17 protein-coding genes and 1 pseudogene are annotated in these 18,663 nt (G+C 39.0%); 5 read left to right on the top strand and 13 right to left on the bottom strand.

Annotation, left to right across the window (positions count from 1 at the left end; genetic code table 11):
* Positions 1-47: 47 nt before the first annotated feature.
* The 3 genes from QQS40_RS05525 to QQS40_RS05515 all read right to left on the bottom strand — a co-directional run bounded on the left by QQS40_RS05525 (position 48) and on the right by QQS40_RS05515 (position 3,193).
* Positions 48-1,040, bottom strand: coding sequence for an amidohydrolase family protein (locus QQS40_RS05525; RefSeq protein WP_049374946.1), 993 nt, complete (start codon positions 1,038-1,040; stop codon positions 48-50).
* A 190-nt stretch (positions 1,041-1,230) separates the two neighbouring features.
* A complete protein-coding gene (locus QQS40_RS05520) occupies positions 1,231-2,973 on the bottom strand; it encodes a DUF3413 domain-containing protein (protein ID WP_329506656.1) in 1,743 nt (580 codons plus the stop codon).
* Between the two features lies 1 nt (position 2,974).
* Positions 2,975-3,193, bottom strand: coding sequence for a YejL family protein (locus QQS40_RS05515; RefSeq protein ID WP_014064863.1), 219 nt, complete (start codon positions 3,191-3,193; stop codon positions 2,975-2,977).
* A 140-nt stretch (positions 3,194-3,333) separates the two neighbouring features.
* Between QQS40_RS05515 and yejK the strand changes: the two genes are divergently transcribed.
* The 4 genes and pseudogenes from yejK to cpxA all read left to right on the top strand — a co-directional run bounded on the left by yejK (position 3,334) and on the right by cpxA (position 6,993).
* Positions 3,334-4,350 (top strand): nucleoid-associated protein YejK, encoded by a 1,017-nt coding sequence (yejK, locus tag QQS40_RS05510; protein ID WP_289901517.1) that lies wholly within the window; start codon positions 3,334-3,336, stop codon positions 4,348-4,350.
* A gap of 61 nt (positions 4,351-4,411) precedes the next feature.
* Positions 4,412-4,825, top strand: a complete 414-nt coding sequence (gene bamE / locus QQS40_RS05505; protein ID WP_289901518.1) for an outer membrane protein assembly factor BamE — start codon at positions 4,412-4,414, stop codon at positions 4,823-4,825.
* Positions 4,826-4,888: 63 nt separating this feature from the next.
* Positions 4,889-5,590: pseudogene (locus tag QQS40_RS05500) on the top strand (response regulator transcription factor).
* Positions 5,590-6,993 (top strand): envelope stress sensor histidine kinase CpxA, encoded by a 1,404-nt coding sequence (cpxA, locus tag QQS40_RS05495; RefSeq protein WP_289901520.1) that lies wholly within the window; start codon positions 5,590-5,592, stop codon positions 6,991-6,993. Before QQS40_RS05500 ends, cpxA begins: the two are co-directional and overlap by 1 nt.
* A gap of 37 nt (positions 6,994-7,030) precedes the next feature.
* On the opposite strand, the gene QQS40_RS05490 is transcribed toward cpxA, so the two are convergent.
* The gene (locus QQS40_RS05490; protein WP_329506653.1) at positions 7,031-9,199 is read right to left on the bottom strand and encodes a heavy metal translocating P-type ATPase; all 2,169 of its coding nucleotides are present in this window, start codon (positions 9,197-9,199) and stop codon (positions 7,031-7,033) included.
* Positions 9,186-9,395: a heavy-metal-associated domain-containing protein gene (locus QQS40_RS05485; protein ID WP_297568775.1), complete on the bottom strand. Its 210-nt coding sequence runs from the start codon at positions 9,393-9,395 to the stop codon at positions 9,186-9,188. Before QQS40_RS05485 ends, QQS40_RS05490 begins: the two co-directional genes overlap by 14 nt.
* A gap of 80 nt (positions 9,396-9,475) precedes the next feature.
* Between QQS40_RS05485 and cueR the strand changes: the two genes are divergently transcribed.
* The gene (cueR, locus tag QQS40_RS05480; RefSeq protein WP_297568778.1) at positions 9,476-9,862 is read left to right on the top strand and encodes a Cu(I)-responsive transcriptional regulator; all 387 of its coding nucleotides are present in this window, start codon (positions 9,476-9,478) and stop codon (positions 9,860-9,862) included.
* A gap of 2 nt (positions 9,863-9,864) precedes the next feature.
* Here the strand turns inward: cueR and metJ are convergent, their stop codons facing one another.
* The 8 genes from metJ to groL all read right to left on the bottom strand — a co-directional run bounded on the left by metJ (position 9,865) and on the right by groL (position 18,648).
* Complete coding sequence (gene metJ, locus QQS40_RS05475) at positions 9,865-10,182, bottom strand: met regulon transcriptional regulator MetJ (RefSeq protein ID WP_297568780.1); 318 nt, start codon at positions 10,180-10,182, stop codon at positions 9,865-9,867.
* 131 nt (positions 10,183-10,313) lie between these two features.
* Complete coding sequence (gene galU, locus QQS40_RS05470) at positions 10,314-11,201, bottom strand: UTP--glucose-1-phosphate uridylyltransferase GalU (protein WP_049370893.1); 888 nt, start codon at positions 11,199-11,201, stop codon at positions 10,314-10,316.
* Between the two features lie 224 nt (positions 11,202-11,425).
* On the bottom strand, positions 11,426-11,617 hold the full coding sequence (csrA, locus tag QQS40_RS05465) for a carbon storage regulator CsrA (RefSeq protein ID WP_005698601.1): 192 nt from the start codon (positions 11,615-11,617) through the stop codon (positions 11,426-11,428).
* Between the two features lie 78 nt (positions 11,618-11,695).
* Positions 11,696-14,320, bottom strand: a complete 2,625-nt coding sequence (alaS, locus tag QQS40_RS05460) for an alanine--tRNA ligase (protein WP_329506645.1) — start codon at positions 14,318-14,320, stop codon at positions 11,696-11,698.
* 187 nt (positions 14,321-14,507) lie between these two features.
* A complete protein-coding gene (gene uspA / locus QQS40_RS05455; RefSeq protein ID WP_289901525.1) occupies positions 14,508-14,933 on the bottom strand; it encodes a universal stress protein UspA in 426 nt (141 codons plus the stop codon).
* Between the two features lie 104 nt (positions 14,934-15,037).
* Complete coding sequence (pepP, locus tag QQS40_RS05450; RefSeq protein ID WP_297568791.1) at positions 15,038-16,330, bottom strand: Xaa-Pro aminopeptidase; 1,293 nt, start codon at positions 16,328-16,330, stop codon at positions 15,038-15,040.
* A 12-nt stretch (positions 16,331-16,342) separates the two neighbouring features.
* Positions 16,343-16,891, bottom strand: a complete 549-nt coding sequence (locus tag QQS40_RS05445; RefSeq protein WP_297568793.1) for a YecA/YgfB family protein — start codon at positions 16,889-16,891, stop codon at positions 16,343-16,345.
* A gap of 110 nt (positions 16,892-17,001) precedes the next feature.
* The gene (gene groL, locus QQS40_RS05440) at positions 17,002-18,648 is read right to left on the bottom strand and encodes a chaperonin GroEL (RefSeq protein ID WP_065244178.1); all 1,647 of its coding nucleotides are present in this window, start codon (positions 18,646-18,648) and stop codon (positions 17,002-17,004) included.
* Positions 18,649-18,663: the final 15 nt, after the last annotated feature.

Below are 18,663 nucleotides of genomic sequence, written 5' to 3'. Positions count from 1 at the left end.
CCACAAAATTTTTCATTTTATGACCGCACCTCTATCTAATTTTGGGATTAAACTGGCTCTAAACCTAACACTTTACGTCCATTGATGCTCGCAATATCAACCATTGCATCAAGATGTGGAAAACGACAACCTGCAGCAAGTAAGCTGAGTTCTTGCCATAAATCCCCTTCACAAAGTGGCACCATATAATCACAGATATTATCTGTACCTAACGCGACTGTAATTCCTTCCGGAATCATTTCATCTGCCGGTGTCAAGGCATTATGGAAAGGCATTAAATCTTCTTTTCGATTACTATCAATCCAGGCCATTGGGCAAGCAATCATCATCATTTTTGCCTGTCGCATTTTCTCATAAAGTTTATAGCGATATTCTTTGCTGTGGGCACCAATGGAAATACCATGGATCGCCACGACTCGACCTTCCATACCATGTTCGATGGTCTTATCGCAAAGCTGTTCGGTTTCTTTTTCTTTCGGAGAGTTAAATTGATCCACATGCACATGACACATAATGCCGCGAGATTTAGCTGCATCAAGCAGAATATCCATTGCTTCAAGACCGCGACCATAATCAAGCTCATCGCGATAAGGCAAGCCACCAATCATATCCACCATATCAGAGCCAATATCAAACCATTTACGGGCTTCTGGCTCAATGACCCCTTTTAAGGTTTGATTCGCAAATTTCAAAATAATGTCATGCTTATAAACTTCGCGAGCTTTGTGTGCAGCAATGATGGCTCTGTCTTCACAAATCGGGTCGATATCCACAAAAGTACCAAATGCCGTCACCCCTTGGGAAATCATCAGCTCAATCGATTGACAGAAACGGGCGTAATAATCATCAACACTTGAGGTACGTTTAACTTCGTCCACTAAATCCCATTTTTGTTGAAGATTACTGTTGTGGTAAATGCCGATTTTTTCGGGTGTCATTGTAAAAGCACGATCTGCATGAGCGTGGGCATTAACCCAGCCACCTTTTTTAATAATTTCGTCTCGAATAAACGTTTTAAAGCTACGAACGTGATTTCTCATAATAACTCCGCCAAAAAAGAAAGGAAAAGAGAGACGAGAAGTGTATTAATTGAAAAGCAAACCCAATAAGGGTCAGATCTATTGTGAATTGTTTGCAATGTTATGAAAAATTCGCAGATTTTAATTAATAACATCTTTTCAGTCTTTCAACTGGGTGCAAAGTATAAGATTTTAAGCACAAAAAAGCTACCTATTTATTAATAAAAGAACGCTCTTGGTTGAAAACGTCTAAAAACAAGCCGAGCGGAGGTCGACTAGAGGATTGCTCAGTATAAGTGCGGTCAAATTTCTTATAGTTTCCTTTGCGATCAATATGGTACTGTGTGCCATCTGGCTGAATAATGACATTCCAGCGGAAATTCGATGCTAACACCCAAGAATCGCCATTAAGCTCAAATAAATTGCGACCTTGTGCATAATCTACAACAGGATTTTTCACTTTAAAGATCGATGACATCAATGCCGGTAATAAATCTGTATGACTCGTTAATTTCGAAACTTCTTGCACCGGCAAATCTTTCCAGTAAACAATAAATGGCACTTGGATTTCATCACGACTAAAATAGTTTTCTTGCGCTTTTTCATCCATCTTATTAAAGGTTGTACCATGTTCTGCCGTAATAATGACAATCGTATTCTCTAAAGAAACTGATGCTAAGGTTTCATCAATCTGTTGATCTATATCTGCAAGCGATTTGGTGTAATTTTCTTGCGTTTTATCCGTAATATCTAAATCCACATAAGCAAACCAAGGTTTATCCTCTTTTAAGAGAGATAAAACACCATTTATCGCTTCTTTTGGCGAAGAGGCTTTCACTTTAGGCAATTTTACATTACGGAACAAGGCTTGTTTAAATAAACTGTCTTTAAATGCCGTAGACGAATAAGCGACAAATTGATACTTCTCATCTTGTAGCTTTTTAATTAATACCGACGGTGTGTGATTACTCAAAATACTGTCCGTATAATTTGCATTAAGTCCATAGAATAAGCCCACTAAGCCGGCATTGTTCGTATTACCACTACTGTAATGATTCGTAAATTGAGTAGAACTTGTGGCAAACTCAAACAATTTAGGCATTTTCTCACTAGTTAGCGCATCATAACGTAAGCCTGAAACGGTAATCACGAGAATATTTGGTTTGTTCTCAACTTGCTCAAACCGAAGGTCTTTTTTCGGATAATCAAGTTTTAATGCGTCTAAACGCCCTTCTTGCTCTAAGCGCTGAGAATATGCTTCCGCATTAATAAATCCTTGTTTTTCCAAAAAGGTTCGAGCAGTCATGGGATAAGAAAGTGGGAAATTTGAGCGTTGCATGGTAATCGGACGATATAAAAATGCATCCGCCCAAGCGTAAATTAAATGTGTTGCAACAAAAGTAGATGTCAGCACGAATCCGACTTTCTTCAGCCATTTTTGACGTTCTAAACTACGTAATTTTTCCCAACTCCAGCGGGAGAAAAGCATTTGAATCAGTAAAATAATCGGCATTGGCGTAAAGAAAATTTGCCAATCTCGTGAAAGCTCACCCTTTTCAGGGTTAACTAATAAATTCCAAACGATAGAAGAAAGATGGATATTGAAGCGATTAAATACTTCCGTATCAAACAGTAATAAAGTGGTGCAAATTGTCGTGATAATCACCGTTAATCCACGGAAAGTGCGGTGATTTTTGATGATGAAACTCAGCGGAAAAATAACCAGCAAATACAAGGCAAAAACACAAAAGCTGAAATGTCCTAATAAGCTGATAAAGAAATAAATCTTACCGAATAAGGTGTCAGGCCAGTCAATGAGAAAGGCGTAACGACTGCCAATAAGAATGGCGATGATAATGTTAAAAAAAGCAAACCAATGTCCCCACGAAATTTTTCGTGAGGTTTCTTCACGGTATTCACGTCCGTTAAATTTGCTCTTTTTAAACCACCACATTTTATTTTGTTTTCACCGAATTCATCAGAGAGTTGGCAAAGGCTTGAGCGAGCGCTTCACGCTGTGCGGCTGGTACGCTAGTGGTCAATAAATTACTGGCCATATTGCCTAAAGCAATAAGAGAAAGATCAACGGGTGCTTTGTGAGTTTCAAGTACGCTAATCATGTCGTTAATGATGGCATTAACTTGCCCATCGGAATACTTTGAATGTTGAGCCATTTGGAATGTTTTAAACCTGTTCTAAATACAAAAAAACTTCTCATATCATACCCGATAATTTACTCAATCTGAATAATTTCTTTTTTCTTGCTTAAAAAGTGCGGTTATAATTTAAGGTAAATTTTACAAAGGAAAAAATTATGAGCATTACGGTTAATCAAATCGTGCTACATCAATTAGTTAAGCACGCTGAAAATGAAACCACTACCATGGAAAGCGTGTTGCGTGATGAACTTCTCACCATTACGCCAGAAGTCGAACAAATGATGTTGCAATTACATCAAGGCTATCAAAATAAAGGTAAAGCATTTGGTGTCTTCCAAGAGAACTCTATTTTTGCACAAGATCTGAATCGTTTATTAGAAAATGAAATCAACTTTTTAAATTTCAGCCAACAATCCACAAAATTATTAGCGCAAGAATTAGGTAAATATAATTTTGCAGACAGTGGTACGCTTATCCTGTGTCAATATAATTTTTTAGCGACGGATTACCTATTCATTGCTTTGTTGGATAGCCGTATCAGTATGTTAGTTGACGAAAATCTTGAAATTCGCCGTACAGAATACTTAGATATCACACAATTTGATATTGCGGCACGTATCAACTTAACGGATTTGCAAGTGAACGCAAACTCAAACCGCTACCTTACCTTCATTAAAGGTCGTGTTGGCCGTAAAATCAGTGACTTCTTTATGGATTTCTTGGGGGCTGAAGAAGGATTAAATCCACAAGTTCAAAACCAATGCTTATTACAAGCGGTAAGTGACTACTGTGAACAAGGTGAACTAAATAAAGAACAAACCCAAGCAGTCAAAAAACAGGTATTTGAGTACTGCAAAGGTCAATTAGCTAGCGGCGGCGAGATCGCATTAACTGAACTTTCAGCTAATTTGCCGACTCTAAACGAGCGCCCTTTTGTCACCTTTACAGAAGAGCAAGATTACGGCTTGGAAGAAACGATTCCACCAGTACGTTCAGCCTTAAAAACATTAACGAAATTTTCAGGTTCCGGTAAAGGGGTGACATTAAGTTTTGATGTGGATTTATTGAATAACCGTATTGAATGGGATCCACTTACAGATACTTTAACAATCAAAGGGATACCACCAAATTTGAAAGATCAACTTCAAAAAGCATTAAAGTGCGATAATTAATTTGGCAAGATCATAAAGTTTCGGTATCATTCGACATAACTTTGCAGTAAAAGGTAAAAATATGCAATTAAAAACATTTTTAGGTGCAGTTGTTTTAGCATTAAGCTTAACTTCTTGTTCAACTGTACAAAAAGTCGTTTATCGTATTGATGTACCACAAGGTAACTATTTAGAGGCTGCCACGGTGGCACAAGTAAAACCAGGCATGACAGCCCAACAAGTTCAATATTTACTTGGTACACCGGTTTTAATTGATCCTTATAGTAACTTAACTTGGTATTACGTGTTCTTACAACAACACTCTTACCAAAAACCGGAACAACACACCTTCACGGTAAAATTTGATAAAAATGGCTTAGTCAGCAGTGCTGAATTAGATAAACCGCTACCTAAAGTAGCAAAACAAGATGAAAATAATACAATCATCCGTGCGCCTGATAACCCAGACAAAAAAAGCTGGTGGAAATTTTGGTAATCATTAAAGAATAATACCTGCTTGTTAAACCAAGCAGGTTTGTTATATTAAAAGGGAATAAAAATGTCAAAAATTCTATTAGTTGATGATGATGTTGAACTTACAGATTTACTTGCTAAGATTTTACAGCTTACAGGCTTTGAAGTCGACGTCGCCAATAATGGTGAAGAGGCATTAGAAAAACTGAATGAAAGCCACCAGTTAGTTTTACTAGACGTTATGATACCTGTATAAAATGGTATTGAAACACTCAAAAAAATTCGTCAAATATCAAATATTCCTGTGATGATGCTTACTGCACGAGGTCAAGAAATCGACCGTGTAATTGGCCTAGAACTGGGTGCAGATGATTATTTACCAAAACCCTTTAATGACCGAGAGTTGGTTGCTCGTATCAAAGCGATTTTGAGACGTACGAGTCAATCCGAAGACGTACAAAATACGCCTTCATCATCAGAAGAAAATACATTGGAATTCGAAGGTCTATTACTTCATTCAGGGCTTCAACAAGCCTCTTATGAAGGTCAAGATCTCGGTCTAACCGGTTCTGAGTTTGCTCTACTTTATAAACTCGTACTTCGACCAGGAGAAATTATCTCTCGGGAAGAGTTAAGTCTAAACGCGCTAGGCAAAAATCTCTCACCTTTTGATCGCTCCATTGATATGCATATGTCAAACTTACGTAAAAAACTTCCTGAAAGAAAAAATGGTTTGCCATGGCTGAAAACATTACGTGGGCATGGTTACCTATTGGTATGTGAATAATGCGTGTCAAAAAATTTAGCTTAAATCAGCTCACTATACGCACATTTATTGTCTTTTGGTTAGCATTCTTTACGATGGCTGCGCTCTTAGTGGCACTACCTCATTATGATAGCCGCCTATATTCAGACTTAAATCAAAATGACATATCGAACTATCAGAAGAAGCTTTTTGAATCCATTCGAAATAATAAAATTAGCAGCATTCTTGCGGGTGTTCCAGTCCTTCCCGTAGATAAGTTTGATTCTTATCGTCCTGTCATCATGACACCTGAACAAGAAATTTTAGGAGCTTTAGACAAAGAAAAAAGGTTCATCACTCGCTTTGCCCAAGAGGCAAATGATTTTTCTACCCCTCAGCGTCGAGTATTCAACGATATCGAAATCGCAGGTCCATTTAAATTCTATATTGGAGATTCAGAAACGACATCAAAATTATTCTTTGTGTCTAGAACAAACGATCAACAAGAAATTTTACGTTATATCCTTGATCAGCCTTGGATTTTATTGATTTTAATGTTAATCATTACAACACCTTTGCTGTGTTGGTTTACTCGCACTATTGTAAAACCTATCACTCATTTGCAAAAAGCCGCTAATAGCATAGCCTCAGGAAACTTCAAAGTTAATAAGGAATTAGCTAATTATGGTCCATCGGAATTACGAGACGTTGGTCAAAGTTTTAACAATATGTCAATTGCGGTTGATAATTTAATTTCAAATCAACACAACCTACTTTCGTCCATCTCGCATGAATTAAAAACACCACTAACCCGTTTACAACTCGCTACAGCGCTCATTCGCCACCAAATTGGTGATACAGAGCCTGTAAAACGTATTGAAAAAGAGATACAACAAATGGATAAAATGATCAGCGAATTGCTACTCGTTTCCCATCAAAAAATGGATTCGCAAATGAAGCACCATTTATTTTCTATTGTTCAGCTTTGGGATGAGGTCATAGAGGATGCATTATTTGAAGCACAGCAACGCCGGATTACTTGTGATGTTAATATCGCTATTTTGCATCCTGAGGAATATGTGATTTCTGGCAATCTAAGTTTACTAGCCAGTGCGGTTGAAAACATTATTCGTAACGCATTAAAATATACTAAGAACCGTATATGCCTCACTATCAATTTATATAGAAATGAAAATGATGATGACTTTCTACAAATTAGAGTGGATGATAATGGTCTAGGTTTACCTCCAGAAGAATTTCATAACATCTTTAAACCATTTTACAGAGTAGATGAAGCAAGAACTCGAGAAACTGGCGGAACAGGATTGGGCTTAACCATCGTATATAATGTCGTGAGTGAACATCAAGGAAAAGTCTGGGCTGAACAGAGTAATTTAGGTGGACTTGCCGTCACTATTCAACTTCCATTATGGAAACAAAGTTAGTCCAAACAAAAGGCGATATTTTCATATCGCCTTTTTCTTATTTAATTTTCACTCGTTTTAATCGCAACGCATTGGACAGCACAGAAAGCGAACTCATCGCCATGGCTGCGCCCGCTAATATAGGACTTAGATAGCCCAATGCGGCAAGTGGAATACCTAGCACATTGTAAATGAGAGCAAAGAATAAGTTTTGTTTAATATTCTTTAATGTCGCGCGAGAAATCATTAAGCCATCGACTAATTGATCCACCGAATGCTGCATGAGTGTCGCCGATGCGGTTTGCTCTGCAACATCAGAACCCGATTTCATCGCAAAACTGACATTAGCCATCGCTAAGGCTGGTGCATCATTCACACCATCACCAACCATTGCTACTACTTTGCCTTGCTGACGTAATGCCTTAATATAGGTTGCTTTATCACGAGGACTACAATTACCCTTCGCCGTTTTTATACCGATTTGTTGAGCAACATAATCCACGACAGATTGCTGATCACCACTCATCATCACCACATCAATATTATGTTGATGTAAACGCTGAATCGCCTGCAAGCTATCCTCTTTTAGACTATCTGCTAATGCAAAAGCACCAATTGGACTGTTATCTACAGATACTGCAACAATACTCGCAATTTGCCAAATTTGAGGCATATTATCTGGTAAGGTTAATTCACAATAAGTCGGTTTACCTACTTTAACCAAACCTATTCCATCAATGTGGGCAGAGATACCCATCCCTACTTCTGAATGAACTGAAAGTGCGGTCGGAATTTCAAGTGATTTTTCCTGTGCAGCTAAAACTATCGCTCTAGCTAAAGGATGATTGGCATTTTGCTCAACGGAAGCCGCTATACGATATAAATCTTCCTCAGAATAGACCGCACTTTGTGGTTGCCAAACTGCAGCGATTTTAAGCTCCCCTTGGGTTAGCGTTCCTGTTTTGTCTAATACCACCGTATCCACATGGGCCGCCCCTTCCATGGATGCGGCATCTTTAAACCAAATGCCTGCATTCACCGCTTTGCCCATTCCCACCATTATTGCAGCAGGTGTGGCGAGCCCTAATGCACAAGGACAAGCAATGACTAACACGGCAACAGAATGAATTAAAGCGGTTACCCAATCTCCTTTTATCCACCAAGTTAATCCAAATGTTAGTGCCGAAATCAATAACACGGCAGGTACAAATACAGCAGCGACTTTATCAGCAAAACGAGCAATCGGTGCTTTTGTACCTTGCGCCTCTGAGAGCGCTTTCATCATATCGCCCAATAGGGTTTGCTGACCAAGTTGATTAGCTCGATAAATAAGACTACCTTGTGTCACCATTGCGCCTGCAAGCACAGGGCTTTGAGACATTTTTTCTAATGGTTGAGATTCACCGGTTAAATGACTCTCATCGCACCAACCACTCCCCTGTTCAACTACGCCATCAGCTGCGATACGTTCACCTTGATTAGCCCTTAAAATATCGCCTATTTTTACTTGATCGAGAGGAATCGTTTCCCAACGATTTTCACGTTGAACACTCACTTGTTTTGGGGTGAGCTGTAATAATAGCCCTAAACTATTTAAGCTTTGTTTCTTCGTTCTTTCCTCAAGAAATTTCCCTAGGCTGACAAAACCGATGACCATCACCGATGCTTCAAAATAGACATGAGATGCGCCATCATGTCCCATTGACTGATGATAAAACAGCATAAAGACCGAATAGAGATAAATCGCCAACGTACCAGTACTCACCAGTACATCCATATTGGCCAAACCACCTCGAATACTACCAATCGCACCTTTATAAAAAGGAATGGCTAACCCAAGTTGCACAATGCTCGCAAGAACAAATTGCCACATTGGCGGCATCATCCAAGAATGATGATTAAACATCATCCCGATCATTCCGATTAAAAAAGGAATGTTAATGAACAAAAGCAACCATAAACGCGGACTGATCTTCGTTTCATTGGGCGTACTAGGCAACACATTTTTCTTTAGAATGCCATTAAATCCCGCTTTTTGAATAATGGTTAAAATATCTTGTTCTGAAGCCTGAGATGAATCAAATACTACGTGCGCTTCCTCCGCCGCAAAATTCACACCCGCTTCAGAGACAAAATCTTTTCGATTCAGCATCTTTTCAATCCGATTCGCACAGGATTGGCAAGTCATCCCCTCGATTTGAATGGCTATTTTTTTATTCTGTTGCATAAAAACCTGCGTCTTCAATTGTTTCAATTAATTGTGCAATACTGACCGCACTTTCATCAAAGGTAATCACTGCTTTACCTTCATCAAGTGTTACAACGGCTTTTTCGACGCCATTGAGTTCTTCCAATACTCTTGTGACACTTTTCACACAACCACCACAAGTCATTCCTGTTACATGTAATGTAATTGATTTCATATTTACTCCTTAATTATTGATATAGATTGAAATTAAGCTTACTATAAACCTTAACATAAGGTTAAGGTCAAGTTTTTTTTATGAATATCAGTGAAGTAGCAAAATTAGTCGGTTTATCAAGTAAACAAATTCGGGATTATGAGAAATCTGGCTTATTAAAACCTGCACAACGCAGCCTTTCTGGCTATCGCCATTATGAAGAAAAGGATTTAGAACGACTACGTTTTATTCGTCACTCTCGAGATGTAGGGTTTTCACTCCAACAAATTCGCCAGCTTTTGCAATTACAAGATAATCCCAATCGTAGTAGCCGAGAAGTGAAAGCACTCACGACGCAACATATAAAAATGTTGAATGAACAAATTTATCACTTGCAAAAAATGGTAGAGGAATTAGAACGATGGCATAACGCTTGTCAGGGCAATGAATGCCCTGAATGCAGTATTTTGGAAGGATTAAAAGGATAAAATTAATATTCCCAGATTTCAGGATCAATGCCTAAATCACACATGATCTTTTTAGCATTTTCAGGAATCTCATCATGGCGTTCTTTCATTAAATCCGCATCCGTCGGTAATGGCTGCCCCGTAAAAGCATGCAAGAATGCCTCACAAAGCAATTCACTATTTGTTGCATGGCGCAAACTTTTTAACTGACGACGCGTACGCTCGTTTGTCAGAATTTCCAATACTTTAATTGGAATAGAAACTGTAATTTTTTTGACTTGCTCGCTCTTTTTGCCATGCTCTGCATAAGGGCTAATATATTTGCCATCCCAGTTTGCCATAATGCACCTTAAATAACCTGATAATTTATCCGTATTTTAATGAAAAATAAGCAAAATGACAATCTAGACGGCTAAAAGTATAGCAATCTAGATAAGATAAATAAAAACCACCTTTCGGTGGTTTCAGTCAATTATAAGGTTTTTGCAAGATCTTTTAGGAAAGCTTTAAACTCTTTCCCTAATTTATCATGACGAAGACCATATTCTACAAAAGCTTCCATATAGCCAATCTTATCACCACAGTCAAAGCTTCTTCCAGTCATATGGAATGCTTCAACAATCTCTTTCTCTATAAGCATATCGATCGCATCCGTTAATTGGATTTCATCCCCCACACCAACAGGTGTTCTTTCTAATAAATCCCAGATTTCAGCAGAGAATACATAACGACCGACAACCGCAAGATTTGATGGTGCATCTTCCACAGATGGTTTTTCAACAATGCTGTTAATTTTGACGCTATCACCACCTTTTAACTCTACGCCACCACAATCAGCAATACCATAGCTACTCACTTCATCAGCGGAAACAGGCGCTACCATAATTTGGCTCGCTTTGGTTTCTTTGAAACGTTTAATCATCGCAGAAAGATTTTCTTTCTTTTGATTTGCCGTAAAATCCGCTAAAAGCACATCAGGTAACACCACTGCAAATGGCTCATTTCCAACAACTGGGCGACCACATAACACCGCATGCCCCAAACCTTTCGCATTGCCCTGACGAACATGCATAATAGTTACATCTTTAGGGCAAATAGAACGCACCTCTTCTAGAAGCTGGCGTTTAACACGTTTCTCTAACATTGTTTCCAACTCAAAAGACGTATCAAAGTGGTTTTCAATGGCATTTTTAGATGAATGTGTAACTAACACAATCTCTTTGATGCCTGCAGCCACACATTCATTCACAACATATTGAATCAGTGGTTTATCCACAAGCGTTAACATTTCTTTTGGAATCGCTTTTGTTGCTGGCAACATACGAGTACCTAAACCAGCTACGGGAATAATTGCTTTCATTAATTTTCCTTTTTGTTTAAATATTCAATGACCACACTTCTTGAACAAAAGTGCGGTCATTATTTATTAAATATTAATAGATTCAAGTTGGAAAAGTTCCTTCTCTACCTTTTATGACTCAAATTTCCGTTATTTAAAATTTTGCAAACCAACGGGTTTAATTTTCGAAAGAACGTTAATTAAAGTATAAACAGAATGTCAAAACATTCATAAAACTCGTACACCTAAGATGTACCATCTACATGTTCATCTTTTGACTGCAGAATTCGTTGGTAAATTTCCTCTCGGTGAACGGATACTTCTTTAGGTGCTTGTACACCGAGTTTGACTTGATTTCCACGTACACTCAAAACCGTGATAGAAATATCGTCTCCAATAAGAACACTTTCGCCAACTTTTCGAGTTAAGATTAACATCTTTTATCTCCTTAGTTTGCATTTATTAGATATCCCTATCAATCAAGTAAAGATCGGCATCCCACCGACCTGCTTGTACTACAGATTATTGCTTAACCAGTTTTGTGCGACTGTTAATGCTAGGCCCACGTTTTCTGGTTGGGAGCCTCCTGCCATTGCCATATCAGGGCGACCACCGCCTTTTCCACCAACTTGCTGAGCCATTAAATTCACTAGCTCACCAGCCTTCACTTTAGTAGTTAAGTCGCTTGTTACGCCAACGACGAGGTTGACTTTATCATCTAAAATAGATGCAAATACAATTACGCCTGAACCAAGTTGATTTTTTAAATTATCAACCATCACACGTAACGATTTAGTTTCAATTCCGTCTAGTTGATGTACGATTACAGAAACATCATTAATTTTAATCGCACTTTTCACTAAATCGGATCCCGCTTGCATTGCGGCTTTTTCTTTTAATCCTTGTAATTCTTTTTCTGCTTTCTTCGCTTTATCTTGAAGTTGCTGAATCTTCTCAACAAGGGTATTAACGTCAGATTTAAATAAATCTGCACTTTGAGCAAGAATGCGTTGTTGATTATGTAACCAATTCATTGCATTTTCACCCGTTACCGCTTCAATACGACGAACACCTGCTGCAACTGCAGTTTCCGCCACAATTTTAAATAAACCGATATCACCAGTACGTTTAGCATGAATGCCACCACAAAGTTCAACGGAGAAATCACCCATTGTTAAAACACGTACCACATCAGCATATTTTTCACCGAATAACGCCATTGCACCTTTCGCTTTTGCCGCTTCGATATCCATTACGTCCGTTTGAACCACATAATTCTCACGTACTTTTTGGTTTACCAAGGTTTCAATTTCGTTAAGCTGTGCTTTGGTAATCGCTTCCGGATGGGCAAAGTCAAAACGTAATGCGGTATCGGATACTAATGATCCTTTTTGCACTACATGGTGACCTAAAACTTGACGCAACGCGGCATGTAATAAGTGTGTTGCAGAATGGTTAAGTGACGTTTGATGACGTCTTGCTGCATCCACAACCGCATTGACCGTTTGTCCGACTTTTAAACTGCCTTGTTCTAACTCACCAATATGACCGAATACTTGACCATATTTTTGAGTATCTTTTACATTAAACTGAATACCTTGAGCGGTTAAATAACCACTGTCACCAATTTGGCCACCCGATTCTGCATAGAATGGCGTGTTTTCTAAAATCACGACAGCACTTTGGCCGGCAGTAATACTCTCTACTGATTTACCATCATGGAAAAGTGCGGTCACTTTGGCTAAAGATTCTGATTCAGTATAACCTTCAAATTTCGTTTCACCTTCTACACGAATAACATTGTTGTAATCCATGCCGAATTGGCTTGCAGATTGTGCGCGTAAACGTTGTGCTTCCATTTCACGCTCAAAACCTGCTTCATCAATTGCAATATCACGTTCACGACATACGTCTGCGGTTAAATCAAGTGGGAAGCCATAAGTATCATAAAGTTTAAAGGCAACTTCACCTGACAACACACCATCTTTCACTTGAGCTAGCGCATTATCTAACAAGCTTAATCCGCGCTCTAATGTACGAGCAAATTGTTCTTCTTCTAAACGAAGTAATTTTTCGACATTGGCTTGTTTTTCTTTAACTTCTTTTCCTGCTTCTGCCATGACTTCAATTAAGGTTGGCACAAGTTTATAGAAGAACGCTTCTTTTGCCCCTAACAAGTGACCATGACGTACTGCACGACGAATAATACGACGCAATACATAACCGCGACCTTCGTTTGATGGAATCACGCCATCTGCAATTAAATATGCACAAGAACGAATGTGGTCTGCAATTACGCGTAATGATTTATTAGTTAAATCTGTTGTTCCTACGATTTCTGCGGTTTTTGCAATTAATTTTTGGAAAATATCGATCTCATAGTTAGAATTTACGTGCTGTAATACGGCAGAAATACGCTCTAAACCCATCCCCGTATCAACCGATGGACGTGGTAATTTTTCCATGGTACCGTCTGCTAGACGGTTAAATTGCATGAATACCACGTTCCAAATTTCAATATAGCGGTCACCATCTTCTTCTGGTGAGCCTGGAGGTCCACCCCAAATGTGATCACCGTGATCGTAGAAAATTTCAGTACATGGACCACAAGGACCGGTATCACCCATTGCCCAGAAGTTATCTGATGCATAAGGCGCACCTTTGTTATCACCGATACGAATAATACGCGCTGCTGGCACACCAACCTCTTTATGCCAAATATCATAAGCTTCATTATCAGTTTCATACACGGTGACCCATAATTTTTCTTTTGGTAACCCAAGCCATTGTGGAGAAGTTAAATACTCCCACGCAAAATTAATCGCATCATGTTTGAAATAGTCGCCAAAACTGAAGTTACCGAGCATTTCAAAGAAAGTATGGTGACGCGCCGTATAACCGACGTTTTCTAAGTCATTATGCTTACCACCTGCTCGCACACAACGTTGTGCAGTTGTCGCACGTGAGTAAGGACGTTTGTCCATACCAAGGAACACGTCTTTAAATTGATTCATCCCGGCATTGGTAAAAAGCAATGTCGGATCGTTTTCAGGCACAAGCGAACCGCTTTCGACGACCTGATGTCCTTTGCTATGGAAAAAATCAAGGAATGACTGTCTAATTTCTGCTGTTGTTTTCATTGATAAAACCTTGTGTCTCTATCTCGATCACGATTTATAAAATAAGCTTACTATTCTTGCACATTTTGCCCTAGAGAAAAAGGCTTTTTCACTGATATTAAAAAAGAAAACCGCACTCTACTGCATTAATTGAGAAGTGCGGTTAAAATTTACGTTATTTTAATAGGGCTAAAATAATTTTTGATCACTATTCGTCGCGAAGTGGCACAACCAACATATCAATTTTAATGGTATTCATCACCTGGCGTGTTGAAGACATTAATTTACTCCAGAAATCTTGGTGATGACCTGTCACGAGTAGATCTACATCATACTGTTCAATAGCATCTGTCAAAACTTGACCTAGATCACCGCTACCACTCAATTTTTCTTTCACTGGATAACCCGCATGTTCCGCTAAATTAATTAGCGCTTTTTGGGTTTCACTCGAAATTCTATCTTGCATGGATGACATATTGATATCAATTAAACCAGTATAGAGATCCGAGAAGTTTACATCTACATGGATAATGGAAAGTTGCGCATCATTGCGTTTTGCAATTCCCACGGCTTTTTTGAGTAGAAATTCACTTTCATCAGAAAGATCTACCGCCACTAAAACGTGTTTATACATAATCAACTCCTTACTGATTTAATTGACCTTTTGTTATCTAGTTGCATAGTAGCACTTTGGCGACAGGAAAAACTTGCACTAGATCACAATTTTGAGAATTCTTCTCAATTTTTCATTAAATTTTCAATGTCATCGATTTCTTTTGGTGCCGCCGCGGTCAGATTTTTATTACCATATTCAGTCATCAGCAAATTATCCTCAATACGCACACCAATGCCTTTATATTGAGCTGGCACATCCGCCTCTTCTGAAATATAAATACCTGGCTCAACAGTGATGATCATCCCCACTTCAAGCGTGCGGCTACGATCATCATCATAGTGGCCAACATCGTGCACATCCAAGCCAAGCCAATGGCCTAAACCATGCATATAAAATTGACGATAAGCTTTTTCTTCAATCAGCTTATCTACATCCCCTTTCAAGATACCTAAATCCACCAAGCCTTGAGTCTTAATACGAATCACTTCGTCATTCGCCAATTTAATTGAATTTCCTGGCACTAATAGCTCAATCGCGCGTTTTTGTGCTTTTAAGACTAATTCATAAATCTCACGTTGAGGCTGGGTAAATTTACCATTTACAGGGAACGTACGTGTGATATCACCCGCATACATTGCAAACTCACAACCTGCATCAATTAACACTAGATCGCCATCTTTTAATGGTTGATCATTTTCAGTGTAGTGCAAAATACAGGCATTGTCGCCTCCCGCAATAATCGAATTGTAAGACGGGAATCTTGCACCATGACGATTAAATTCATGTAGAATTTCGCTTTCAATTTCATATTCAAAACGATTTGGACGAGTCACTTGCATCGCTTTAATATGTCCAAATGCTGTAATTTGTCCAGCTTGCTGCATTAATCGAATTTCATTTGGTGATTTAATTAAGCGCATCCCACTTAACATCGGCTGCCAATCAAAAACAGCGTAAAATTTCACCGCACTTTCAGCTATTAATTTATCGCCCCAAGGATGGCGAGCTGCCACATGATAAAGTGCGGTCAATTTTTCCGTTAATTTTGAAAATTCAGTTTTGAAATCATCAATAGAATAGGCTTCATCAACATTGAGTTTTTGCGGTGCTCGCTCAACACCTAATCGGCGACCATGCCAGGTTTCAAGCAAAGGATCTCGCGGACGAAGAAATACAACCGCCTTTTCCGCATCTTCCGTTTTAATCAATAACAACACTGCATTTGGCTCATTAAAACCCGTTAAATACCAAAAGTAACTGTCTTGACGAAAAGGAAAATCACAGTCGTTATTACGACGTTTTTCAATTTCGGAAAATAGCAACAAGGCAGAATTTGGCTGCATTTGTGCTAACACTTTTTGACGACGTTCAGTAAATTCCTCTTGCGGTAATGCCGCCATGTATGCGAGATCCATGTTTCGCTCCTTTTAATGTAATATCGGTTTTATTTCTTGCGCATCATCGTTGAAATGGGTGTAAAACAACATCGCAATGGTGCGAACATATTCAATAATTTCTTCTAAGGCTTCAGCAAGCTCTTCTTCGTCATCTTCTTCATCATAACCAAGCTGACAAATATCTTGTAAATCATCTACCGCTTCGCCAATTTCACCTTTTTCTTTATCCAATTCTGTCTGAACAAGACCTAAGCCCAGTAAAAATTGGTTTGCCCAGTCTGATAAACTGTCTGCACGGGCAAACACGCTCTCATCTTCTGTTAAGCCCAATTCAAAATCAAACCCTTTTACATCCCCTAAGGTTTTACCTATCTGCTCATAGATTTCGGTAATTGGCTGAATTAATGAGGTTGGATAGGCGTGGTTATCGTTACTGAATTGATATAAAAGCGGTAACCAGCTTTGATCTTTCAGTCCACCACAAATTAAGCCGCTCAAAAAGCCATGTAATTCTGTTGCATTAATGCCAATACCGGCAGATTTGAGTTGTTGATTAAGTTCAGTTTGGGAAATTGTCATTGTTATACCTATAAAATCATCGAAAACCATTAAAGTGTAGCACCACACAAATAAAAATGCGATCGCATTTCTATAAAGAAAACGATCGCACTTTCTTTCGCAAAGGGGAATTACATCATTCCGCCCATGCCTCCCATACCGCCCATGCCGGCAGCACCTAAATCGGCTTTATCATCTTTTGGAAGATCGGTGACCATACATTCTGTGGTGATCATTAAGCCCGCTACAGAAGCCGCGAATTGTAACGCTGAACGAGTGACTTTAGTTGGATCTAAAATACCCATTTCGATCATATCACCGTACTGTTCAGTACCCGCGTTATAACCGAAGTTTCCTTCGCCATTTTTAACCGCACTTGCCACGACCGATGCTTCTTCACCTGCGTTAGTGACGATTTGACGAAGTGGCGCTTCCATTGCACGTAATGCAAGTTTGATACCTACATCTTGTTCTTCGTTATCACCTTTTAAGGTTGCAGCCACTTTGCCAGCTGCACGAACTAAGGCTACACCACCACCTGCAACAATACCTTCTTCAACTGCTGCACGAGTTGCGTGTAACGCATCATCCACACGATCTTTTTTCTCTTTCATTTCAACTTCAGTTGCTGCACCGACTTTGATTACAGCCACACCGCCGGCAAGTTTAGCCACTCGTTCTTGAAGTTTTTCTTTGTCGTAATCAGACGTTGATTCTTCGATTTGTTGACGAATTTGAGCCACACGACCTTTGATTTGTGCTTCATCACCTACACCATCGATAATAGTGGTATTGTCTTTGTTGATGACTACACGTTTTGCTTGACCTAAATCTTCTAATGTCGCTTTTTCAAGTTCCATACCGATTTCTTCAGAAATCACGGTACCCGCTGTTAAGATCGCAATATCTTGTAACATTGCTTTACGACGATCACCAAAGCCTGGCGCTTTTACTGCAGCCACTTTTACGATACCGCGCATGGTATTCACCACTAAGGTTGCAAGTGCTTCACCTTCGATATCTTCAGCGATAATTAATAATGGTTTACCCGCTTTTGCCACACCTTCTAATACTGGAAGTAATTCGCGAATGTTTGATACTTTTTTATCTACTAAAAGAATGTATGGGTTATCTAATTCAACCGTTGCCGTTTCTGGTTTGTTAATGAAATAAGGTGATAAGTAACCACGATCGAATTGCATCCCTTCCACAACGGCTAATTCATCGTCAAGACCTGTACCGTCTTCTACAGTAATCACGCCTTCTTTACCCACTTTTTCCATTGCTTGAGCAATTAATTGACCCACAATGCTGTCAGAGTTAGCCGAAATTGTCCCTACTTGCTCAATTTCTTTAGAAGTTTCACAAGGTTTAGATAAATTTTTAAGCTCAGAAACAACCGCACTTACCGCTTTATCGATACCGCGTTTTAAATCCATTGGATTCATACCTGCCGCCACAGCTTTTAAACCTTCATTTACAATAGCTTGAGCAAGTACTGTTGCAGTTGTTGTACCATCACCGGCTGCATCATTAGCTTTAGAGGCAACCTCTTTCACCATTTGTGCACCCATGTTTTCAAATTTATCTTCTAATTCAATTTCACGTGCGACAGATACACCATCTTTGGTGATGGTTGGTGCACCAAATGATTTATCTAAAATGACATTACGACCTTTAGGGCCAAGGGTCACTTTTACTGCATCGGCTAATACATTCACGCCTTTAAGCATTTTTACGCGTGCATCGTTACCAAATTTTACATCTTTTGCTGCCATTTTCTTTTTTCCTTA

The organism is Haemophilus parainfluenzae, from assembly GCF_036288925.1.
GTDB lineage: Bacteria > Pseudomonadota > Gammaproteobacteria > Enterobacterales > Pasteurellaceae > Haemophilus_D.
Note: the sequence above shows the minus strand (reverse complement) of the source record. Positions and strands in the feature narration are given on the sequence as shown.